Source organism: Rhodococcus sp. IEGM 27, from assembly GCF_033142305.1.
In the GTDB taxonomy this organism is placed as follows: Bacteria; Actinomycetota; Actinomycetes; order Mycobacteriales; family Mycobacteriaceae; genus Rhodococcus_F; species Rhodococcus_F oxybenzonivorans.
In genome coordinates this window covers 522,558-539,287 of sequence record NZ_JAWLSG010000004.1, presented here as the reverse complement: position 1 = coordinate 539,287, position 16,730 = coordinate 522,558, and the positions used below count along the sequence as shown (strand labels likewise).

Here is a 16,730-nt window from a genome sequence, read left to right as displayed (position 1 = left end):
TCGAGAGTCCATTGCGCCTTCGCGGGGTTGCGCAACATCGACGTACTCGTTCGGTGCCGCGGACCCGTACCCCATCAGGCGCTCAATCGCGAGTCTTCTGTTCAGTTTCCGGCCTGAGCGTGCGCTCGACGGGCCGCCTCGATGAGCGCTTCTGCGGCACTTTCGGCGCGCTTCGATTCGGTACGGCTGGTCGGCCTATCCGCGTAACCGGACCGTGTCTTCAGGTCAAGTAGCACGCTGAGGTGTTTCGCCGTGGCCGGGTCGACGGACCGGAGCAGCGTGACGGCATCCTTGTGGTCCTCGCCCTGCGCATGCTCACCCAGTCGCGCGCAGCAGATGACGTCCGAGGCTGCGATGCCCGCGTGCACCCACAGCGTCACGACCGCATCATCGACACCCTCCGGCTCGTCGGCGAAGTCGCGACCGATCTCGGCCAGGTGAAAGAACTGTTCGGCTTTTCTCAGCCGCCCGCGGCGGACTGCCTGGTCGCACGGCCGCGTCCGCCCCACTACCGATTACCTTGACGCAGCAACCGGGTGAAACCAGCCCGCGAACCGGCCACCGTCAGCCCCTCTTTCGCCACATCTCGCAAGACTGGCTCCTCCGTGCCGCGGCCGGCGATCTCACTCTGCATGAACTGGAGATCTCGCGCGTCGTTGCCGGTCCATCTGATCACCTCGGCCATCAGCTCTGCCACCTGTTCATCCCACTCCTCGTCTGCGACGGCATCCGGCCGGACAAGGAAGATGTCGATGTCGCTGTCGATCGACATCGTTCCGCGTGCAGCGGAGCCGAACACGGCGGCATACACCGGGGGAATCTCCCAGCTGGCCAACCGCGCCTCCAACCTGCGCAGGAATTCCCCTGACAAACCGGCGAGACCGATGACATGAGGGAAGGCCAAGTGCTCACGATTGAGCTGATACACGAACGCGTTACCCACCCTGGAAGACAGTACGGTGCCCTGCTTGCTCAATCGTTGCAACACCTTTCGTATCCCCTCTTCCGAATGGCGCGGCAGCACCCGGTGCAGCTGGCCGGTCGTGAAAGTCGCCTCGGACGCGGCTGCCAGCGCAGCGAGCACATCACCGTCGAGCGTGGGCGTCACTGTCTGTAGCGGGCGGCTCAGATCCATAGTTCCGTTTCCCTAACGACTCGCGCGAACGTACTATTGTACGTCTACCCGTACTATAGTACGGGATCGCCCCGGGGTGGAATGTTGGTGTCACTCGTCGAACCACGCACTCCGCAGAGCGAGATCGAGCGCGACCGCTCTAGAGATCAGACGGGCGAACCTATTAGGCATCTATCCGCCACTCACGAGCAGTACGCGTTCTGTCCGCTTTGCGCCGTAAATCGGCCGTCGACGAAGATCGCCGGGGCCCGGGGGCATGTCAGGTTAGCGTCAAAAACGTTGTGTACGACTTCGGGTGCCTCGATTTCAGGTGTTGGCGGATGAGCAATGAGACGTGATAGCGGAGTCATGGCCGTGTCATCCAACGATCGCGGCCTGGTCGACTTAGGCTCAGATGATGGTGCGCGCAGCCGACTTCATCAAGCAGGTGGTCTCCTCGACGCTCTACCGCCCGGACGGGGCAGTGGAAACGACCCGAGATCCGGCGGTCTGGACCCTGGCTCACCGCGGATACAGCGGGTCTGGTCGCCTCGACGTGTGGGCCTACCGAACACAGGCCGACGCACTTCGAGCGGGTGCCGTCCTGGCGATGGAAGCCGGTATGGACGAAGACCCTCAATGTGCAGAACTGTTTGCGGCAGGCCGCTGGTCGGAAGTGATGGAGCGGTATGAAGAGCTGAGCCCAGAAGGTCATCTGTTGCGAGTTCAGGCCGCGTTCCTGCAACTGGACGACGGTAAAATTGATAACGGCTGACCACCAGAACCCGCGCATCCGGAGGGTACGACCGTGATCATTGGTCTGCGCCCGCAGCCGCAAGGCCAGGATCGCCGTAGCCCTCGACGGAGAACTCCTAGACGCCCTCCTTGGCTGGCTCGGTTCCACCCGGCAAGACTGGTGTACCTGGCAGCCACACGCTTCCTCCGGCACCACACCGACATCGAGACCCGGATGCTCGACGAGATGTAGCGAGCCCCCGATAACCGGCAGAAACTGATCTCCAGACATGCCCGTCGCGAGCGTAGGCGCCGAACAGGCCACGGCGATGGGGCTTGACTGCGAGGATGGTGCGTGGGTCGGGGCCCGCACCACCGGAGGATTCCATGTCTCGGTTTCTGCGGCTGACTCTGACCGCGTCCACGGTGGCCGCCGCCTTGTCCCTGACCGCGGCGCCCGCACATGCAGCACGCACCACCTGTTCCGAGTGGATGCGCACTGCAGTACTTCGTGATCGGTGCCATGTCTAAGTGTGATCCCGGGACTGTGAACACTCATCAGGTGGATTTACATTGCCGGCTACTCGGTCCGTTCCCCTCTATGCACTTGTCGCACCGTGAAGTTCGCTCTGGCTGATGTGATCCGCCTGATCCTCGGCCTGGCCCCGCGCAATCCCACAGCACGTCGTCGACGGTCCCCAGCTCGCGAGATGCAGGGCCGCCTTCGTGTCGCATCGATTGTGGTCAGTGGGCTGGAGTGGTGCGATTCGTGTCGAGAACTCTTCGTGTCTGGGTGACGAGTCGGTCGAGCCACGCATCGGTGCCGACCGCCCGGCGGAGGGGTTCGTTGGGCAGTTCGACGCTCACGGGGAGGTCGGGGGGCAGTGTCGACCAGATGTCGGTGAGGTTGATGCCCCCGGTGCCGGGCACGAGCCGTTCCTCCCGCGCGTGGCGGACGAGTTCGGCGTCGTTGGTCGGTGCAGGCACCGAACCGTCGCACATCTGCGCGTAATGCAGCCACTCGCGTGGGATCGCCGCCAGGTCGCCGAGGGTCGTCGTAGAACGGGCGGCATGCAGAGCGTCGATCAGTACGCTTCGCGCCGGCCCATCGGCCTGCGACACGATCTCGACCGCGGTGGTCGCGTCGGGCACAGCCGTCCACGGCATGAACTCGAGGCTCGCGACGATGCCGTACTGCCCGCACAGTTCCGCCAGCCGGGCATAGGAGTCGGTGAGCCGGGCCCGGTCGCGGTCGTCGCCGCCGACGAGCACGGCCTTCGCGCCGAGGCGTGCGCCCGCCTCGAGCAGCGGAACGTACGACTTCGGGTCGAAATCGACTCCCAGTCGGACGATTTCGAGATCGAACACCTCGATCGGCGAATCGTCGAGGCGACGGATCAGTGCATCGAGGGCGGCGTCGTCCTCGTGCAGAGGGTAGGCGGTGGTGCCGGGCGCGGCGGGCAGCAGCCGGATCCCGATGGTGTCGAAGCCGTGCTTCTCCGCGAGGTCCACCTGCTGCAGCGGCGCGGTGTCGAGCACGGTGAGTGCGGCGAGTCCGAGTGGGGCGGTCATCGCAGATCTCCTGTCGGCGAGGCGAGGTGGCGACCGGTGAGGTAGCCGAAGGTCATGGCTGGGCCGAGGTTGATACCGCCGGACGGGTAGTGGCCCCCCATGACGCTGGACTGGTCGACCCCGACGGCGAACAGCCCGTCGATCGGCTGGTCTTCGTCGTTCAGTACCCGGGACATGCTGTCGGTGACCAGACCGGCGAACGTACCGAAGCTGCCGGGCACCACCTTGACCGCGTAGAACGGGCCTTCTTCGAGCGGTGCGAGGGAGGGGTTGGGCCACGGGTTGTCGGGGTCGCCGGAGCCGACGGTGAAGGGTGTGGTGCCGCGGCCGAACTCGGGGTCGATGCCGTCGCGGGCGCCCTCGTTGAACGCTGCGACCGTCTTCTCCAGGCCGTCGGGGTCGACGCCGATCTTCTCGGCCAGCTCGCGCACCGTGCGGCCGCGGGTGAGGTAGCCGGATTTCAGGTACGGCCACGTCGGGATCGGCAGCGGCTTGGCCATGCCGAGCGGGAAGTACCGCAGGTACCGCTGGTCGGCGATCAACCAGGAGCAGACCTCGTCGCCGTCGGGGACCTTTTCGACCATCGCGAGGGTGTAGTCGTGGTAGCCGAGGGCCTCGTTGACGAAGCGGCGGCCGTCGGCGAGAACGCCGATGACGCCGGGCTTTCCGCGGTCGAGGATGTGCGGGAACACACCCTCTTTGCCGTTGCGGTACCGGATGATCGACACCGGGCAGTACGCCACCGGGGACGCGACCGAGCGGTCGAGTCGGCCGCCGACCGATTCGCCGAGGGTGATGCCGTCGCCGGTGGTCGTGGGCGGGGTGAGGGTCCAGTGTTCACGGCCCGTGGGTGTGCGGGGAAAAAGCTCGCGGCGCCGGTCGACGTCGCGACTGAAGCCGCCTGTCGCGAGGACGACTCCGCGGCGGGCGGACACGGAGTAGGCACCGTCCGGGCCCTCCAGCCGGACACCGGTGACGGTGCCCGCGGAGTCGGTGGTCAGCGCGGTGGCCGCCGTGCTTACGCGGATCTCGACGCCGGCGTCGAGCGCGGACCGCAGCAGCCGGCCGACGAGCGCGGTGCCGTTGACGAGTTGCTGGCCGCGGCGTGTGGTGGCGAGGTCGAGCAGGTGCGTGGACACCCTGCGGGCGCAGTGCGCGAACGCCTTCGCCGAACGGGTCGAGTGCAGGAAGGCCTGGAGGTCCGGGCCGGCCATGATGCCCATGCCGAGGAATGACGTCTCGTAGAGCTGGCGACGCAGGAGCGCCGCGACGTCGGGGCCGAGTTTCCGGAGGCTCACCGGCTTCGGCCCGACGGAGCGGTGCCCCGTGCCTGCACCCGGTGTGTCGCCGTGGATGTCGGCGATCTTCGCGCCCGGAACGAACTGTAGCGCCGTCTTCTTCTCGAAGAACTCCACCATCTCGGGTGCGCCGTCGAGCAGGGCGTCGACCTTGGCGGCGTCGAAGTTCTCGCCGAGTCGGTGCTCGAGATAGGTGCGCGGCAGCGAGCGGTCCTCGTTCACGCCGTCCGCCTGCGCGAACAGGTTCCGCGGCGCCCACATCCAGCCGCCGGACCATGCGGTCGCGCCGCCGCACGTGTCCGCCTTCTCGACGACGAGGACGGAGGCGCCCCCGTCGGCTGCGGCGACGGCGGCGGACAGACCGCCCGCTCCGGAGCCGATGACGACGACGTCATAGGTGGCGATGGTGTGTTCGGGGGTCATAGCGTCTCCTGAGCGGATGTTGTTGCGAAAGTCGGTGCGGGCGTGAGGTCGACGACCCGGCCGGTGCGCGAGGACTCGTAGATCGCCGCGATGATCGCCAGCGAGGCGCGCGCGTCGCGTCCGGTGACGGCAGGGTCGCGACCGGTCAGGACGGCGTCCGCGAAGTCCTGCACCTGGAGTGTGTGGAAGTCGGCGAGTCCGGCGTTGACTTCGGTGACGTCGAGATTGGCGCGGACGCCGGGCGTGAACGGGGCGCGGAACTCGACTTCGCCGGGGACCGTCCAGATCTCGTTGACACCCTCACGGCCCTCCGGGAACTCGAGAACGCTCGCGATCGCACCGGTCTGCCCGATCACGGTGACCCGGTTGCCGAGGTTGTGGTTGGCGCCGGTGGTCGCGGTGACGGTAGCCGTGCCGCCCGACGCGAACGAGACGACGGCGGACGCGCTGTCCTCGGTCTCGATGTGGTCGCCGTGTGTGTGGGTGCGGATGACGCCGCTCACCGACACAGCCTCACCCATGAACCATTGGAGCATGTCGATCTGATGCACGGCCTGTGTCATGAGGACTCCGCCGCCGTCGGTGTCCCACCGTCCGCGCCACTCGTCGGCGGAGTAGTAGGTCGACGGGCGGTGGAGAAGCACCGACGCCTCGCCGAGCACCGGAATACCGATGCGGCCGTCGTCGATGGCCGTCCTGATGCGCTGCGCGGCCGGCCAGAACCGGCGCTGGAACAGCACACCGAACGTGATGCCCGCGAGCTCGGCGGCCGCGATCATCCGGTCGGCCGCGGCGACGTCGACCGCGATCGGCTTCTCGCACAGCACGTGGATCCCGGCCTCGGCAGCCGCGACGACCACCTCCTCGTGCACCGGATGCGGGGTGCAGACGGTGCACGCGTCGAGGCGGAGTGCGATCAGGTCCTCCACCGAATCGACGGCCCGCGCGATGCCGTGCGCGGATGCGAACTCGTGGGCGCGGTCGATGTCGGGGTCGCAGCAGCCGACCAGCTCGACGCCGGGCACCTGCTGCAAGGCCCGGGCGTGGTTGCCGGCAATCTTGCCGCAGCCGACGATGCCGATACGGAGGGCCATCAGTAGTGCTCCTCGGTTTCGACGTCCCGGGCCGCGGACTCGCCGCGGTCGAGACGGTTCAGGGCGGCCACGTCGTCGGTGGTGAGCCGCACGCCGAGGGCGGCCAGGTTCTCGGCCTGGCGCGCACGATTCGCGGATCTCGCGACCGGCACGACACGCTGCGCGAAGTGCCAGGCCAGGACCACCTGTGCGGGGGTGCCGTCGAGACGCCGGGCGATGTCGGTGACCACAGGCGAGTCGAGCACCTCGCCGCGGCCCAGCGGGCTCCACGACTGCGTGAACACGCCGAGTTCGTCGTTCACGCGCCGGACGGGTAGCCGGGCGAGCGACGGGTCCATCTGGATCTGGTTGACTGCCGGCGTTTCCCCGGTCTCGGTGACGACGCGTCGCAGGTGCGTCTCCAGGAAATTGGAGACGCCGACGTAGCGGACGAGGCCGGCGTCGCGGCACGCGAGCATCGCCTCGAACGCCGCCACGTACCTGTCGTGGCGTGGCAGCGGCCAGTGGATGAGGAACAGGTCGAGCCGATCGAGTCCCAGATTCTTCAGGCTGCGCTCGACCGCGCCGCGGATGTCGCCCGACACGTGATCGCTCCCACGCAGTTTCGTGGTGACGAACAGGTCCTCGCGGGGCAGACCGCACTCCGCGAGCGCCACACCTACTGCCTCTTCGTTGTCGTAGATCGTGGCGGTGTCGATAAGCCGGTAGCCGGCCTCGATACCGGACAGGACGGCCCGTGTGGCGTCCGGACCGGTCAGTGGCCAGGTCCCGAGACCGAGGGGCGGCATGTCGATCATGCGCTGACCTCCTCGCGAGCATCCGCGGCCGCGGTGATCTTCGCGGCGACGTCGGCTGCGGTGACGAGAGCGGCGTGGATGGAGCCGCCGTCGCCACTCGCGTCACCGACCGTGTGAACGCCGAGTCGCGGTGCCAACGCCCGCACTGCGGCGAGCAGGTCGGTGCGCGGCTCGACGCCGTGTGAGATCAGCAGTTCGCCGGGAGCGTCCACCACCCGTTCGTCTCCGGCGGTCGAGATCACCACCCGGTCTTTCTCGATCCGTGTCACGATCGACGACAGGTGGGTGGTGAGGTTCGCACTCTCCGCGAGCCGCGGCAGCAGCACGATCTTTCCACGCCGGCCGACGTCGTGGGCGATCGTCTCCTGCGGGCCGATCATGACCACTTTCGTGCCGTGCTGGAGCAGGTCGTCGGCGACCGCGGCCGCTTCCCGGTCGGCGCCGAAGATCGTGATCGCCGCGGGTGCGGGGTCTCCGGATTGCAGGAACTCGCGGACGTCGCGGATCCTCCGGGTGTCGTCCCCGGGGACGTCGACCTCGGGTCCGCGGCCGCCCGTCGCGAGCACGACGGCGTCGAAGTCCAGGCCGGCCAGTGCGGCGGCATCGACCCGGGTGCCGGTGTGGCAGGTGATGTCGAGGTCGGCGATCTCGGCGACGTACCAGTCGACGATCCGTGAGTACTCGGGGTACTCGTGCAGTCGCGAGGCCAACGCGAAATCTCCACCGAGACTGCCGCGTTCGTCGTAAAGGTCGACACGGTGCCCGGCGAGCGCGAGGTCGCGGGCGGCCGCCATCCCAGACGGCCCGCCGCCGACGACGGCGACACGCACCGCCGCGGCCGCCGGTTTCGCCGGCTGCTCGAGTTCTCGGCCCACCCACGGATTGACCGAGCACGGAACGGGTCCGGCGGCGAGGCTGTCGATGCAGTAGTTGCAGGCGATGCAGGGCCGGTACCGGCCGCCGTCCAGGGCGCGGTTCGGGAAGTCCGGGTCGGCGTGCAGGGTGCGGGCCATGCTGACGAAGTCGGCCTGCCCGGATTCGATGATCTGCGCCGCGACCTCGGGTGAGCTGATCCGGCCTGCGACTCCGACGGGGAGGTCGAAGTCCCGCGTGTACTGCTCGGAGAACGGGGCGAGGAGCCCGCGCGGCCACTCGCCGGGTTGGATGATCCACTGCCCGGATTCGTAGTTGCCGGCGGAGACGTCGAGGAAGTCGAGCCGGTCGGTGTCGATCGCGTCGATCCGGGCGCGAGTCGTCTCCGCGTCGAGACCGCCGTGGGCGGCCTCGAACGCCGAGAACCGCAGTCCGAGAGCGATACCCGGCGCCATCGCTCGCACCGCGTCGATCACCTTGTTGACGAACAGTGCCGGATCGGCCCACTCGTCGTCGCGGTGGTTGTACGCCGGCGAGAGAAACTGGTGGATGAGGTAGCCGTGGCCGCCGTGCAGCGAAATCACATCGATCCCGGCCTGTTGACAGCGCGCGGCGGCCTCGCCGAAGCATTCGATGATGTGCTCGATGTCGTCGCCGTCGAGTTGCTCGGGCATTTCGCCGCCGACCACCGCGCACGGGATCGGTGACGGTGCGACGGGGACGAATCCGCTGACGGAACCCTGCGCGGTGCGGCCGCCGTGATTGAGTTCGACGCCGACGAGCGCGCCCTGCGCATGGATCGCCTCGGCCATCTTCGCGATGCCCGGGATGCGCTCGTCGACGTCCACACCCATCTGCCGGATACGGCCCTTGCCGTCGGCCCGCACGTAGCTGGCCTCGGTGAAGACGAGAGCTGCGCCGCCCGCCGCACGGCGCTCGAGGTACGCGATGTACTCGTCGGTCATGGTGCCGTCGACCTCGCAGTAGTTGCGCTCCATCGGCGCCGACACGAAGCGGTTGCGGAGTCGCACGTTACCCAGGTCGAGTGGTGCGGCGAACGGACGCGCGGTCATCGGGACTCCTCGAGAACGGTCGGGGCGCACTGATCGGTGAGTAGTTCGCCGAGGTGACGTCGCATGCGGTCGGGGTCGGGCGTGATGCCGGTGAGGAGGGCGAACGTGTCGGCCGCCTGAGCGACGAGCATCTGACCGCCGTCGAGCACATCACAGCCGAGAGCGGTTGCTGCCGCGACGAGTTCGGTTTGCAGCGGGCGGTAGACGATGTCGGCGACCCACAATCCGGGATGGAGCGCGTCGGTGTCGAACGGCGTTCCAGGATGTCCGACCATGCCGATCGGGGAGGCGTTGACGACGCCGTCGCAGTGTTCCAGGTTCGCTTCTATCGCGTCGAGGGAAATGGCCGTGACCCGCGTCTGCGGGAAGCCCGCCGCGAGGCGCGCGCAGACATCCGCCGCACGGGCCGGGTCGAGGTCGGCGACCCGCAGGTCCGTCACTCCGGCGGCGGCGAGCGCGTAGGCGACGGCCGAACCGGCACCGCCCGCACCGGCGAGGACGACGCGGCCGAGCCTGGCCTCGGGCAGTCCCCGGCGCAGCGCCGCGAGGAATCCGCTGTGGTCGGTGTTGTGACCGATCAACCGCCCGTCACGAACGACGACGGTGTTGACGGCACCGAGAAGTCGCGCGTTGCCGGACAATTCGTCGAGGGAGTCGATGATCACCTGCTTGCACGGATGGGTGACGTTGAGTCCGGTGCAACCCGCTGCGACGGCCTGCCGCAGCGCCTCGCCGGAACGGTCGACGGGAATGCCCTCCGCCGCGACGTCGATCAGGTCGTATCGGTAGTCGGTCAGGCCGACGGCGGCGGCCTCGTGTTCGTGCAGCGCCGGCGACAGGGACGTGGCGATCCCTGCCCCGACGAGGCGGATCCGGTGTCGGGTGGATAGGGGGTGCATGAAAATCTCCTGCAGTGGTGAACGTCCGGTCAGGCGTCGGTGCGGACGAGCGCCTGGTGCCGCGTGCCGGCCGTTGTCGTGCCGGGTTCGCCGAGCTGCTCGGTGGGTGTGCGGTACGTCTCGGGACCGGTGAGCGCGGCGACCGACGACAGCAGCGCGAAGCCCATGCACATCCAGGCGACTGGGGCCCAGTTCGCGGTGTCACCCGCCGACAGCCACTGCGCGATGGCCGGGGTGAAGCCGGCGACCAACAGTCCCAGCATGAGACTTACGGCCATTCCGGTGTACCGGACCTTGGCGGGGAACTGCTCGGGGAAGTACGCCGGGTACACGCCGTTGGGCATTGCGTAGAACAGGCCGATCAGAACGATGCCGGCCGCGAACACCATTGGCGCGCTGCCCGTTCCGATCGCGTGAAAGAACACGAACACCATGCCCGCGGCACCGACGGCGCCCGTCACGAACACCGGTTTGCGGCCGATCCGGTCGGCGAGCATTCCGAACAGCGGCTGGGTGAGGACCGCGACGAAGTTGGCGACGGCGATGGCCCACAGCATCGTGGAGCGTTCGAGCCCGGCGACCTGCACCGCATACGCCAACGCGAACACGTTGACGATGGTGTTGATCATCGCAAACGTCGCGCTGAGGCTGATGCGGATCACAGTGCGCCAGTGCGAGCGAAACATCTCGACCACGGGGATGCCCGCCGTGTCGTCGTGTTCCTTCAGCTCTTCGAAGACCTCGGGCTCGTCGAGCTTGCGACGCAGCCAAACCGCAACGCCCGTCACGAAGATGCTGAGCAGGAAGGGCACACGCCAACCCCACGAATAGAGCGCGTCGTCCGGCAGCGCGGCCACGGGAATGAACACCAGGCTCGAGATCACGATGCCGAACATGATGCCGCTCATGGTGAACGAGGTGTAAAACGAGCGACGGTTGTCCGGTGCGTGCTCGAGCGTCAACGCGGAGGATCCCGGTGATTCGCCGCCTGCCGACAGGCCCTGCAGCAATCGCAGAAACACCAGGATGATGGGTGCGGCGATGCCGATCTGGTCGTATGTGGGCAGGCAGCCGACGACCACTGTCGCGATACCCATGAGCAGGAGGCACGCCAGCAGCGAATTCTTGCGCCCGTATCGATCCCCGAGATGTCCCCACAGCACTGCGCCGAGCGGACGCGCGATATATGCGACACCGAGCGTGCCGATCGACAGCAGGGTCGCCGTGGCTCCTCCGCCCGGGAAGAAGATCCGCGGGAAGACCAGCGCGGCCGCGGACCCGTAGATGAAGAAGTCGTAGTACTCCAGCGTGCTGCCGAGGAACCCCGAGACGGCGGCCCGGCGGGCGTTCTCGTTCGGTTGTCCCCCGGTGTCACGAGTAGACGTGCTTGCCATGGTGTTCCTTTCGTCCCAGGGGTCCGGTGCGCCGTGAAGCGCTTCTTCGGAGGTGATCCACCTCACACGAAGTTCCGGACCGTGACGAGCGTGTCATGGCGGACTATGCGCAGTCCAGCGCAAAAAAAGTCTTAGATATAGATCGAAAATGTCCTAATCGGGGGTAGGGAGAATGTCCTCCGACACCGCGAGGGCCACCCGGAGCGCGTCGGATACCCGACGCGGTGACCAGGCCAGTCCGTGGTTCATGTAGATCGGCTCGCCGGTGAGCGGCACGAACACCGTGCCCGGGGGCGTGAGCGCTGCAATGCCCGACGTCATGAGCGCCACGCCGACACCCGTCGCCACCAGCATCAGGATCATGTACGGGTCGGTGATCTCCTGCACCACGCGGGGACGGAATCCCGCATCGACACAGGCTCGCATCGCGACCTCCTGCAACGCCGAGCCGGCCGACAGCGGTGTCGTGACGAACCCGTCCTCGGCCAGGTCGCGCAAGTTGATCTCCGACTCCGACGCGAGCGGGTGGTCCGCCGGGAGCACCGCCCCGAATGGCTCGCGGCGGATCAATCGGGTCGACACCGAGGCAGTCTCGACGGGAAGTCCGACGAACGCGAGATCGAGTGCGCCACTATCTAATTGAGAGAGAGCTTCACGAGTCATAATGCGCCCGACGAGGGTGAGTTCGATGTCGGGATAACGCTGCCGGAGCGCGCGGGTGAGCGGGGGCAGGGACAGGTGATTGAGCACGCCCGTGAAGCCGATCTTGATCCGGCCGTACACGCCCCCGGCGGATGCTCGGGTGGCTTGCCGCGCGATGTCGACACTCTCGAGAATGCGGTAGGCGTGCGGCAGAAACGCATGGCCGGCCGACGTCAGCGCGACACTGCGGGTGCTTCGCTCGAATAGCGGCACGCCGATGTCCTTCTCGAGTTTGCGTACCGTCTGACTCAGCGGCGACTGGGCCATCTGGAGTCGCGCGGCAGCCCTGCCGAAATGCAGTTCTTCGGCGACGGCGACGAACGCCTGCAGCCAGCGAATCTCCATCGGTTTCCCTTCGACGAGTTGGACAAGAGTGGTCCAGGCCATATATTCCAATTCATACACAGTGCGTAACCAATCATTCTGATTTCGCACATAGAAAAAGACTAATGCGCACACAGTCGCGAGGAGAAACCCATGGCCACCTATCCCGAGGGCGCGAGGGCGCTCGTCACCGGCGGCGCGAGCGGAATCGGCGCGGCGTGCGCGAAACGCCTCGCCGGCGCCGGGGTTCGCGTCGTCACCGCCGACGTCGCAGCCGGGGCCGACGAGTGCCTCGACGTCACCGACGCCGACGCCGTCGAGAAGCTCGCCGCCCGGCTCGGCCGCGTCGACATCCTCGTCAACAGCGCCGGCGTCGTGGGACCGTCCGCCCCTCTGGTCGACGTCGACCTCGAGGACTGGCGCCGCACGTTCCGCATCAACGTCGACGGGACGTTCCTCCTCTGCCGCGCGTTCGTTCCGGTCATGGCCGACGCCGGCTGGGGCCGGGTTGTGAATCTGGCGAGCATCGCCGCGAAGGATGGTAATCCCAACCAGAGCGCCTACTCGGCGTCGAAGGCCGCCGTGATCGCGCTGACGAAATCACTCGGCAAGGAGGTCGCGAAGACCGGTGTCCTGGCCAACGTGGTGGCACCCGCCGCGGTGGAGAGCCCGATGAATGCCGGCACCGACCCGGCAATTCTCGCGCGGTCGCGGAGCCTGACCCCCATGGCCCGGATGGGACGGCCCGAGGAGATCGCCGAACTCGTCGCATGGTTGTGTTCGGAGGCGCTCAGCTTCTCGACCGGCGCCGTCTACGACGCCAGCGGTGGCCGGGCGTCGTACTGAGGGGATGCTTGCAGGGTCGTGCGGACCGTCTCGATCGCATACTTGCCCACAGAAAACAGCTTGCCTTCTCTGAGGATTCGAGATCTGCCGTCGACGCGCATCGCCGCCTTCCCGGCGCTACGTGGGAGGCGAAGCCGACCATGCACCGACCCGTCCGCTGAGGGCGGGCAGCCCGTACCACCCAGTCCGCGGGTGTTGGAGTCCCTGGTGACGGAAAGCATCAGCGCGAGCGCAACCCTCGCCGCGGGCGGTGTCTACGACGATCATTTCTACCGGCCCACCGTGCTCGCACAGACACCGTTGACTGCCCCTGCATTCCAAGACGAGGTCTTCGGCCCGCCCGGCGGCCCCAGCGGCCGCGTGCACCTCGGTCGAGGTAGTCGTGGCGATCGCCAACAGCTCCGATTACGGACTGTCATTGAGCATCCTGACAGCCGATGCCATGAAAGGTCTCGAACTCGCGCAGCGGATCTCGGCCGGATTGGTGCACATCAACGACCAGACCGTCGGTGACGAGGCAGTCGTCCCGTTCGGCGGCGTCGGGTCCTCCGGTAACGGCGGTCGGGTCGGCGGCATCGGCGCCAATCTCGATGCTCCCACCGAAACACAGTGGGTCACCGCGCAAAGCACGATGCCGGTGTAGCCCGTCTGACGAACCCAGCGGGGACTGTCCGGTAATTGGTTGATCTGAGTGGAGGTACTGGCTACAGCCTTGGCTGCAGTGTCCAGGTACGGAATCGCTCTGACCAGGCCTTTTGGTGGAGCCGATGACGGGAATCGAACCCGCGTATTCAGCTTGGGAAGCTGATGTTCTGCCATTGAACTACATCGGCGCGCATGATATTGGGCGCCCGTAGGCAGGCCCAACACCCTGCGGGGCAAACATTAGCAGATGATGTCGGTCTCGCTGGAGGCGCACACGCCGATGCTCAGACGAGTGGTCGGCCGGACTTGATTCGCCACCGCAGGTCGCGCATGAGCAGGTTGTAGGGGAGTTCGCGCAGGGCGTTGGGCAGGCGGCGGCTGACGGCGCCGATGGTCCGGAGGATGCGGTCGAAACGTCGCTGGTCCTTCTCGCTCCAGGTCAGCTGCATTTCGTCGCGGAAGTGTTGGGGGAGGAAGCCTCTGGTGAAGAACAGGTTCATCGGGCCGAAGAGGCGCGAGATGATTGTGGGCAGAAATTCGAGTCGTGCGATGGAGAGGACGTGTTCACGGATGGTGTCGTCGATCGACACGTTGGCCAGCGAACGGTTCCAGTACTCCTCGAAGGCGGCGCGGTCGGCTGGCCACATCTCCGGTGGGACCTGCAGGGTGGTGCCGAAAGTGGCGCCTTCCTTGTAGAAGTACGCCGACGCCTCCGGGGAGAGGTCGCCGTGCAGGGCCCGGGTGACGTCCTCGAATCCGCGGTAAATGCAGGCGGCCACCCAGAGCTGCAGTTCGGGGTCGAAAGCGTCGTACTGGACCGGACTGTCTGCGGTGGACCGCACCTTGGCGTGGGCGCGGTCGACGCCTCGACGGAAGACGGCTTTCTCCTCGTCGGTGCCCCGTGCGGCGACCACGAGGTAGGTCAGCGTGGTGCGGGATCGTTTGATCGGATGCCGGAAGAGCTGCCCGCTCTCGACTCGACTCTCGTACACGCCGTACCCGACTCCGGGATGTGCCAACTGCATGATGATGTTGGCGGCGCCCGCCAGTAGGCCGGCACCGTCCATGACCTGGTCGAGGCGGTCGGGTGCGTCGAGTGACGTCGACATAGTTGCTCCTGTTATCCATCCACGGGACGTGATCTGAATACGACCGTACTCACATATATGTTCGCCGTCCAGAGTTCGGTGGAAAGATGGTCGCCATGGTTACGGCACCGTCAGGTTCGACAGGTGGTCGCATGTATGGCGGTCAGGAGGGCGATGCGCGCCGCGCCGAGCGTCGTGCGCAGCTGATCGAGGCCGGACTCGACCTACTCGGCAGCGACGACGGCGACCACACGCTGTCGGTACGCGGAGTCTGTAAGCGGGCCGGACTGGCCACTCGCTACTTCTACGAAAGCTTCACCGACCGCGACGCGCTGATCGTCGCCGTCTACGACCATGTCGTGCAACGCATCGCCACCAGCACGTTGGAAGCTGTGTCGACGGCGGGGCCCGGCGAACGCGAGATCGTCGAAGCAGGCGTGCGCAACATCGTCCGGGCGGTCGCCGAAGATCCCCGGCACGGCCGTCTCATGTTCTCGGTGGCGCAGTCGAGTGAGGTGCTGGCGCAGCGACGGCTCGACAGTTCGCGCCTGTTCGCCGGCCTCGTGACCAAGCAGACCGTCGGGTTCTACGAGGTGGCGGAGAGTCCCCGTCTCGACCTCGCCGCGCATTTCATGGTCGGGGGCCTGGCACAGACACTGACGGCCTGGTTGAACGGCACCGTGACACTGCCCGAGGAAGACCTCGTGAACACCTGCACCGATCTGCTGCTCTCGATGGCAATCCACACCCGCTGACCCGTTAACCTCTACCTGTGCTTCTCTCCGACCGCGATCTCCGTGCCGAAGTTTCCGCTGGACGTCTGGGCATCGACCCGTTCGATCCCTCGATGGTTCAGCCTTCGAGCGTGGACGTGCGCCTCGACAGCTTGTTCCGGGTGTTCAACAACACCCGCTACACCCATATCGACCCAGCTCAGCGGCAGGATGAACTGACCACGCTGGTCGAACCGGCAGAGGGAGAGCCTTTCGTTCTGCATCCCGGCGAGTTCGTTCTCGGCTCCACGCTCGAGGTGTGTTCGCTGCCCGACGACCTTGCCGGGCGACTCGAGGGCAAGTCGTCACTCGGTCGCCTGGGTCTGCTCACACATTCGACCGCCGGGTTCATCGATCCCGGGTTCAACGGTCACATCACCTTGGAGCTGTCCAATGTGGCGAACCTGCCCATCACGCTCTGGCCGGGAATGAAGATCGGGCAGCTGTGCCTTCTGCGGTTGTCGAGCGCGGCGGAGCACCCGTATGGCAGCTCGGCCGCGGGCTCCAAGTATCAGGGGCAGCGGGGCCCGACCCCGTCCAAGGCGTACCTGAACTTCGCGCAGGACTGAGCGCTCGCGGACCTCACGCCCGCGCGTTCCATTCAGCGATCACCGAGTGCACTCCGATCGAGTCGATCGTCGATCGGAGTGACCCCTCGACGGCCGTCCGGCTTTCGAGATTCCGACGGCCGATGTCGGACGCACTCGGTGACTCGGCAACGCCGATCAAAATTTCCGGAAACATGGTGCGGCTGCCCTCGATGAGAAGAGCCTCCTCGTCGACTGCTCGCACGGTGACGGGCGCACTGCCGGTGACGTTGCCGACGAGGAGCGCAAGGTAACTCGTATCGGTGTACTCGTCGCGGACGACGATCAATCGTGCGTCGTTGTCGCCCAATCGTATCGACTGGTCGAGTATCCATGGAGCCGAGCATGTTTCACGGTACGCGGCGCGGTCGGCTGGCCGCTCCGTGTCACTGGAGATTCGCTCAGGCAGAGTGTTCATGACCATCTCCTGCACCTCGGAAGTCCCTCTGTGGGGTCCTGAGCCCAGTCTGCCGAATGTACCCAGTCCAATCAT

At 66.7% G+C, this 16,730-nt stretch carries 16 protein-coding genes, 1 tRNA gene and 1 pseudogene; 5 read left to right on the top strand and 13 right to left on the bottom strand.

The annotated features are described in order from the left end of the window. Positions 1 to 101: 101 nt before the first annotated feature. Positions 102 to 509 (bottom strand): hypothetical protein, encoded by a 408-nt coding sequence (locus R4P95_RS17280; protein WP_317745807.1) that lies wholly within the window; start codon positions 507 to 509, stop codon positions 102 to 104. Continuing rightward, positions 509 to 1,135, bottom strand: a complete 627-nt coding sequence (locus R4P95_RS17275) for a nucleotidyltransferase domain-containing protein (protein ID WP_317745808.1) — start codon at positions 1,133 to 1,135, stop codon at positions 509 to 511. Before R4P95_RS17275 ends, R4P95_RS17280 begins: the two co-directional genes overlap by 1 nt. Before the next feature lie 394 nt (positions 1,136 to 1,529). On the opposite strand from R4P95_RS17275, the gene R4P95_RS17270 reads away from it, so the two are divergent. Then, on the top strand, positions 1,530 to 1,889 hold the full coding sequence (locus R4P95_RS17270) for a hypothetical protein (protein WP_317745809.1): 360 nt from the start codon (positions 1,530 to 1,532) through the stop codon (positions 1,887 to 1,889). 704 nt (positions 1,890 to 2,593) lie between these two features. On the opposite strand, the gene R4P95_RS17265 is transcribed toward R4P95_RS17270, so the two are convergent. The 8 genes from R4P95_RS17265 to R4P95_RS17230 form a co-directional block, all read right to left on the bottom strand. Then, positions 2,594 to 3,421 (bottom strand): sugar phosphate isomerase/epimerase family protein, encoded by an 828-nt coding sequence (locus R4P95_RS17265; protein WP_213576500.1) that lies wholly within the window; start codon positions 3,419 to 3,421, stop codon positions 2,594 to 2,596. Beyond that, positions 3,418 to 5,142 (bottom strand): FAD-dependent oxidoreductase, encoded by a 1,725-nt coding sequence (locus R4P95_RS17260; protein WP_317745810.1) that lies wholly within the window; start codon positions 5,140 to 5,142, stop codon positions 3,418 to 3,420. Before R4P95_RS17260 ends, R4P95_RS17265 begins: the two co-directional genes overlap by 4 nt. Beyond that, positions 5,139 to 6,236 carry a Gfo/Idh/MocA family oxidoreductase gene (locus R4P95_RS17255; RefSeq protein ID WP_317745811.1) on the bottom strand — a complete coding sequence of 366 codons (1,098 nt, stop codon included), beginning with the start codon at positions 6,234 to 6,236 and terminating at the stop codon, positions 5,139 to 5,141. The genes R4P95_RS17260 and R4P95_RS17255 overlap by 4 nt, the downstream gene beginning before the upstream one ends. Continuing rightward, the gene (locus R4P95_RS17250) at positions 6,236 to 7,033 is read right to left on the bottom strand and encodes an aldo/keto reductase (RefSeq protein WP_317745812.1); all 798 of its coding nucleotides are present in this window, start codon (positions 7,031 to 7,033) and stop codon (positions 6,236 to 6,238) included. Before R4P95_RS17250 ends, R4P95_RS17255 begins: the two co-directional genes overlap by 1 nt. Continuing rightward, entirely contained in the window at positions 7,030 to 8,979 is a 1,950-nt protein-coding gene (locus R4P95_RS17245; protein ID WP_317745813.1) for an FAD-dependent oxidoreductase, read from the bottom strand. The genes R4P95_RS17250 and R4P95_RS17245 overlap by 4 nt, the downstream gene beginning before the upstream one ends. After that, positions 8,976 to 9,878 (bottom strand): shikimate dehydrogenase, encoded by a 903-nt coding sequence (locus R4P95_RS17240; protein WP_317745814.1) that lies wholly within the window; start codon positions 9,876 to 9,878, stop codon positions 8,976 to 8,978. Before R4P95_RS17240 ends, R4P95_RS17245 begins: the two co-directional genes overlap by 4 nt. 29 nt (positions 9,879 to 9,907) lie before the next feature. After that, complete coding sequence (locus tag R4P95_RS17235; RefSeq protein ID WP_317745815.1) at positions 9,908 to 11,272, bottom strand: MFS transporter; 1,365 nt, start codon at positions 11,270 to 11,272, stop codon at positions 9,908 to 9,910. 153 nt (positions 11,273 to 11,425) lie between these two features. Then, positions 11,426 to 12,319, bottom strand: coding sequence for a LysR family transcriptional regulator (locus R4P95_RS17230; RefSeq protein WP_213576507.1), 894 nt, complete (start codon positions 12,317 to 12,319; stop codon positions 11,426 to 11,428). Positions 12,320 to 12,451: 132 nt separating this feature from the next. Between R4P95_RS17230 and R4P95_RS17225 the strand changes: the two genes are divergently transcribed. Both R4P95_RS17225 and R4P95_RS17220 read left to right on the top strand, forming a co-directional pair. Beyond that, entirely contained in the window at positions 12,452 to 13,144 is a 693-nt protein-coding gene (locus tag R4P95_RS17225) for an SDR family NAD(P)-dependent oxidoreductase (protein ID WP_317745816.1), read from the top strand. A 195-nt stretch (positions 13,145 to 13,339) separates the two neighbouring features. Further along, positions 13,340 to 13,787 (top strand): annotated as a pseudogene (locus R4P95_RS17220) (aldehyde dehydrogenase family protein); the annotation flags it as partial. Positions 13,788 to 13,903: 116 nt separating this feature from the next. Here the strand turns inward: R4P95_RS17220 and R4P95_RS17215 are convergent. Both R4P95_RS17215 and R4P95_RS17210 read right to left on the bottom strand, forming a co-directional pair. Then, positions 13,904 to 13,977, bottom strand: a tRNA-Gly gene (locus R4P95_RS17215). 96 nt (positions 13,978 to 14,073) lie between these two features. Continuing rightward, complete coding sequence (locus tag R4P95_RS17210) at positions 14,074 to 14,898, bottom strand: oxygenase MpaB family protein (RefSeq protein ID WP_213576509.1); 825 nt, start codon at positions 14,896 to 14,898, stop codon at positions 14,074 to 14,076. Between the two features lie 86 nt (positions 14,899 to 14,984). On the opposite strand from R4P95_RS17210, the gene R4P95_RS17205 reads away from it, so the two are divergent. Together R4P95_RS17205 and dcd are read left to right on the top strand one after the other, a co-directional pair. Then, a complete protein-coding gene (locus R4P95_RS17205) occupies positions 14,985 to 15,632 on the top strand; it encodes a TetR/AcrR family transcriptional regulator (RefSeq protein ID WP_317745817.1) in 648 nt (215 codons plus the stop codon). A 17-nt stretch (positions 15,633 to 15,649) separates the two neighbouring features. Then, positions 15,650 to 16,219, top strand: coding sequence for a dCTP deaminase (dcd, locus tag R4P95_RS17200; protein WP_109333019.1), 570 nt, complete (start codon positions 15,650 to 15,652; stop codon positions 16,217 to 16,219). A gap of 13 nt (positions 16,220 to 16,232) precedes the next feature. On the opposite strand, the gene R4P95_RS17195 is transcribed toward dcd, so the two are convergent. Continuing rightward, the gene (locus tag R4P95_RS17195) at positions 16,233 to 16,655 is read right to left on the bottom strand and encodes a hypothetical protein (RefSeq protein WP_317745818.1); all 423 of its coding nucleotides are present in this window, start codon (positions 16,653 to 16,655) and stop codon (positions 16,233 to 16,235) included. Positions 16,656 to 16,730 lie beyond the last annotated feature (75 nt).

Excerpts from the sequence above, each read along its gene's own strand:
- R4P95_RS17275 (WP_317745808.1), bottom strand. The coding sequence starts at position 1,135 with ATGGATCTGAGCCGCCCGCTACAGACAGTGACGCCCACGCTCGACGGT.
- R4P95_RS17270 (WP_317745809.1), top strand. The coding sequence starts at position 1,530 with ATGATGGTGCGCGCAGCCGACTTCATCAAGCAGGTGGTCTCCTCGACG.
- R4P95_RS17265 (WP_213576500.1), bottom strand. The coding sequence starts at position 3,421 with ATGACCGCCCCACTCGGACTCGCCGCACTCACCGTGCTCGACACCGCG.
- R4P95_RS17260 (WP_317745810.1), bottom strand. The coding sequence starts at position 5,142 with ATGACCCCCGAACACACCATCGCCACCTATGACGTCGTCGTCATCGGC.
- R4P95_RS17255 (WP_317745811.1), bottom strand. The coding sequence starts at position 6,236 with ATGGCCCTCCGTATCGGCATCGTCGGCTGCGGCAAGATTGCCGGCAAC.
- R4P95_RS17250 (WP_317745812.1), bottom strand. The coding sequence starts at position 7,033 with ATGATCGACATGCCGCCCCTCGGTCTCGGGACCTGGCCACTGACCGGT.
- R4P95_RS17245 (WP_317745813.1), bottom strand. The coding sequence starts at position 8,979 with ATGACCGCGCGTCCGTTCGCCGCACCACTCGACCTGGGTAACGTGCGA.
- R4P95_RS17240 (WP_317745814.1), bottom strand. The coding sequence starts at position 9,878 with ATGCACCCCCTATCCACCCGACACCGGATCCGCCTCGTCGGGGCAGGG.
- R4P95_RS17235 (WP_317745815.1), bottom strand. The coding sequence starts at position 11,272 with ATGGCAAGCACGTCTACTCGTGACACCGGGGGACAACCGAACGAGAAC.
- R4P95_RS17230 (WP_213576507.1), bottom strand. The coding sequence starts at position 12,319 with ATGGAGATTCGCTGGCTGCAGGCGTTCGTCGCCGTCGCCGAAGAACTG.
- R4P95_RS17225 (WP_317745816.1), top strand. The coding sequence starts at position 12,452 with ATGGCCACCTATCCCGAGGGCGCGAGGGCGCTCGTCACCGGCGGCGCG.
- R4P95_RS17210 (WP_213576509.1), bottom strand. The coding sequence starts at position 14,898 with ATGTCGACGTCACTCGACGCACCCGACCGCCTCGACCAGGTCATGGAC.
- R4P95_RS17205 (WP_317745817.1), top strand. The coding sequence starts at position 14,985 with ATGGTCGCCATGGTTACGGCACCGTCAGGTTCGACAGGTGGTCGCATG.
- R4P95_RS17195 (WP_317745818.1), bottom strand. The coding sequence starts at position 16,655 with ATGAACACTCTGCCTGAGCGAATCTCCAGTGACACGGAGCGGCCAGCC.